The sequence below is a fragment of the Xenorhabdus innexi genome (assembly GCF_002632485.1).
Classification (GTDB): domain Bacteria; phylum Pseudomonadota; class Gammaproteobacteria; order Enterobacterales; family Enterobacteriaceae; genus Xenorhabdus; species Xenorhabdus innexi.
The window spans coordinates 1-3,510 of sequence record NZ_NIBU01000093.1; the positions used below are offsets into that span (position 1 = coordinate 1).

Here is a 3,510-nt window from a genome sequence, read left to right on the forward strand (position 1 = left end):
TGGGGAGGCAAAGAACGCAACACCTCAGCAGACCGGACATAAACCGGCACAGAAGCAGTCTCCGTCTCAGGGCGCTAATCAGGAAAGAAAAAACACGCCACCGGTACAGGAATCAATGTTATCGGAAGAGGATGAAACCGACTGGGATTCGGACATTCCGTTCTGAGTGGTGTTTTCATCATTAACGTATTGCCCTGTTAAAACAGGGCCTGTTTCTATTTTCTCGGGATAAATTTAATTACGCACTGCCAAGCCAGCCAACATGTCTAACCACTGATTAAAGTGTGGGCATTGAGCGCGAATGGTATCTAAGCCAATATCACCCACAATCAGTGGGCCATGTAAGGTTTTATGATAATTGGGGATGAGAGCTAAAATACGCTTCGATGGCGCCGTTTGCGGGCTGTTATTTATATCTTCAGGAGTATCAAACTCTTCTTTGATAGCCTGTAGTGCGGCAATAGGCGCATAGTCATCAAGCCAGTCTGCAAATTTTTCGGGTTGGCAAAATAGAAGAGCTTCAAATTCATGTAATAACAAATGGGGAATAAAATTTATCTGTCCTATATCATCAGCAAAAGCCTGCTCCAGCTTTACTACCCGTTCGTTGGCAACACTCTCTCGTTGTTCATTATAACCAGGGAAATCAGTCGGTAATCCGTAATAGTCGATGAGTGTGGTGACGAATGCACCGGGATCTTGCCGGCATAAGCGGGTAATCTGGTGTTTGACTTTACCATAGCTTGTGATCCCACCCTTCTGACTGGAACTGGTCTGAGCCAGTATTGGCGTCAGATAGATTTGTTGTGCAAAAAAATAAGGGGCCAGTACGTCCCGCACGAAGGTTTCTTCAGTCTGCCCTTCGACAAAAACATTGATGCGGATCATCGCTGTGGCCTCCCGCCGAGTAAGTTTTTCTTCCATAACTCCCCGAGGCTATAGTCTTCAAGCCACTCAGAAAGCATTTCGTTATTCAGGCGCTTAAAGGTGGAAGCACCTTGTTGCTTGTCAACAACGATCAAATCGTCAGCATCAAATTGGTTGACCAGCTCAACTGATTGGGTAGATATAATCAATTGATGCTGATTACTGGCATTTTTTATCAAGCCTGCCAACACGTTAATGGCGTAGGGATGGAGTCCGAGTTCAGGCTCATCAATGATAATTGAGCCGGGCATATACTCTTCGGGTTGTAGCAGTACAGTGGTTAATAAAATAAAGCGCAAAGTGCCATCAGATAATTCACTGGCTTTAAAAGGGGTATCCTGTTCTTTTTCTGTCCATTCGAGTTGAATGTAGTCAGCATTATCCGGCGTAGGTCGCAGGTAAAAATCACCAAAAAACGGTGCAACCATCTGAAGGGTTTTGATAATGCGGGTGTAATGCTGTGGATGATGTTTTTTCAGCCGATACAGAAATGCCGCTAAATTGGCTCCGTCTTCCCGCAGATAATCATTGTCATTAATACGGTGGGTTTGTTTAACTCTGGCGCTATCACTCGTATCATGAAAATGGTACACCCGCCAACGGAGCATGGCAGGTAATGCATCATCGTTGATGCCCGTATGATGTTTACTGACCCGAGATTCAAAATGACCTGAGCCGATATCATAGTCATCTTTGATATCCCCGAAAAGTGATTCATGCCGGAACATCATGCGATTGTCATTGGTGGGTTCCAGTTCAAATTTATAGCCATTGTGGCCAAAATAAAGCTCAGAACTCATGTATTCAGTTTTCTTACGGCTAAAATGCAGCAATGTATCAGGGCCGCCCATTTTGCTAACAAAAGACTGTAGACGATGATCAAGTACGATGGCAATCAGGCGAAAAAAACTGATGAAATTAGATTTTCCGGCACCATTAGCCCCAATAAGGACATTCAGACACCCCATTGGTAAATCACATTCAGCAATAGATTTGTAGCCTGATATCTTTATCCGGCTTAAATGGTCATTATTGGTTACTGGTTTCATAATTTTGCCTTTTCAGCATCATGCGATTCAAGTAGCCCTATCTTAGGGGAAAACTTGTGTATGTACTGCTTTGATTGCCAAATTTTGGCTCTGTCGTTTAGACGCTAATCATTAGCGAATAAGTGAATGAAAAAATTATATATCAATAGTCCTTGCGAAAATAATTTTTAACTTTAATACAATCACGTATATCTGATTGACATATCTCTTCGATCGCCGGGTTAATAATGTTTATGCTGCTGGCTATGAATTACCATGATATGGGCGGTTTCAGGTTTTGCCGGTTGTTTTAATTATATAATTAGTGAAATGAGGTCAGTAATATGGAATTGCGGGATAACTGTCTGAAAGGCATTATCAAATGGGCAGAAAGTGTCGATCATGTCCAAGCTCTGATTCAAACAGGCTCTCTGGCCCGAAAGGATAATTCCAGCGATGACCTTTCAGATATTGATATTGAGATTATTACATCTAACCCAGCATTATTGATGCAAGATAGGCGATGGTTGTATGAGTTTGGTGAACTCATTACTGTGCTTAGTTTTGATCCAGATGAGCATCAGGAATGGGCTACGCGCCTTGCTATTTATAGTAATGGGGTAAAAATTGATTTCACGCTGGCTGGTATTGAGCGTGTTCGCCATATGGCTGATGAAGGAATACTTGATGAGCTTTATGGACGTGGGTATACAATTTTACTCGATAAGTCATCGGTTACTCAGGGGATCCCGGCTCCAGCATACACATTTCCGGTAAGAACTCTTCCCTCACAGAGCGAGTTCACAGCATCCGTTGAAGAATTTTGGTTTGAAGCCTTCCATATACCTAAATACTTGGCTCGTGGTGAGCTTTGGCTGGTTAAACTCCGTGACAATACAATGAAGGAATTATTGTTGTGTATGCTGGAATGGCATGCACTTGCCCGGCATAGCAGCACAATAGATGTGTGGCACAATGGCCTGCATGTAAGAGAATGGACAGACTCACAAACCTGGGATGAATTACAGAGCACCTTTGGACGGTTTGATGCATCTTGCTCTGCGCTCATTTAACGCAATGACTCAACTTTATGGACGCCTGGGTCGAGAAGTTGCGCAATACATTGGACTCGATTATCCACAAGAGTGTGAAACTCGTATCACTGAAATAAACCAGGCGGTGCTGTCTCAATATATGGGCTGAGTATGCTGATTGTATTTAATTAACTGATTAAACTTACACGTTCGATTATTGAATTAGATAACGCAATTCGTTAAAGTAAAAAAGCTATCGGCAAAATCCGATAGTCAAGGAATCTCACCCTTGCTAAGAGTAACCCACTGGTAGGAGTTTTCTGCCAGTGTGCCTGCTATCGCACTTTCTATGGCGGTTCAGGCAGGGGAGGCTTCGGCCTCGCCGGAAGGTTACTCCCGGTTGTGAGATCCCTGTCTGAACCACCACCAATAATCCACAGAAGGGGAAGCAGGTATGACGATGATCCACACTCAGAAAGACTGGCACCCAGCCGAAATTATTTGTGCATTACGCAAACGTG

Annotated in this window: 3 protein-coding genes; 1 reads left to right on the forward strand and 2 read right to left on the reverse strand. The window is 43.4% G+C overall.

Annotated elements, in window-relative coordinates; all coding sequences use genetic code 11:
• Positions 1–234: 234 nt before the first annotated feature.
• The gene (locus Xinn_RS18995) at positions 235–924 is read right to left on the reverse strand and encodes a DUF4276 family protein (RefSeq protein ID WP_422646007.1); all 690 of its coding nucleotides are present in this window, start codon (positions 922–924) and stop codon (positions 235–237) included.
• Positions 885–1,976 carry an AAA family ATPase gene (locus Xinn_RS19000; protein ID WP_086954424.1) on the reverse strand — a complete coding sequence of 364 codons (1,092 nt, stop codon included), beginning with the start codon at positions 1,974–1,976 and terminating at the stop codon, positions 885–887. The genes Xinn_RS18995 and Xinn_RS19000 overlap by 40 nt, the downstream gene beginning before the upstream one ends.
• A gap of 323 nt (positions 1,977–2,299) precedes the next feature.
• Between Xinn_RS19000 and Xinn_RS19005 the strand changes: the two genes are divergently transcribed.
• Positions 2,300–3,028, forward strand: coding sequence for an aminoglycoside 6-adenylyltransferase (locus Xinn_RS19005; RefSeq protein ID WP_244590261.1), 729 nt, complete (start codon positions 2,300–2,302; stop codon positions 3,026–3,028).
• Positions 3,029–3,510: the final 482 nt, after the last annotated feature.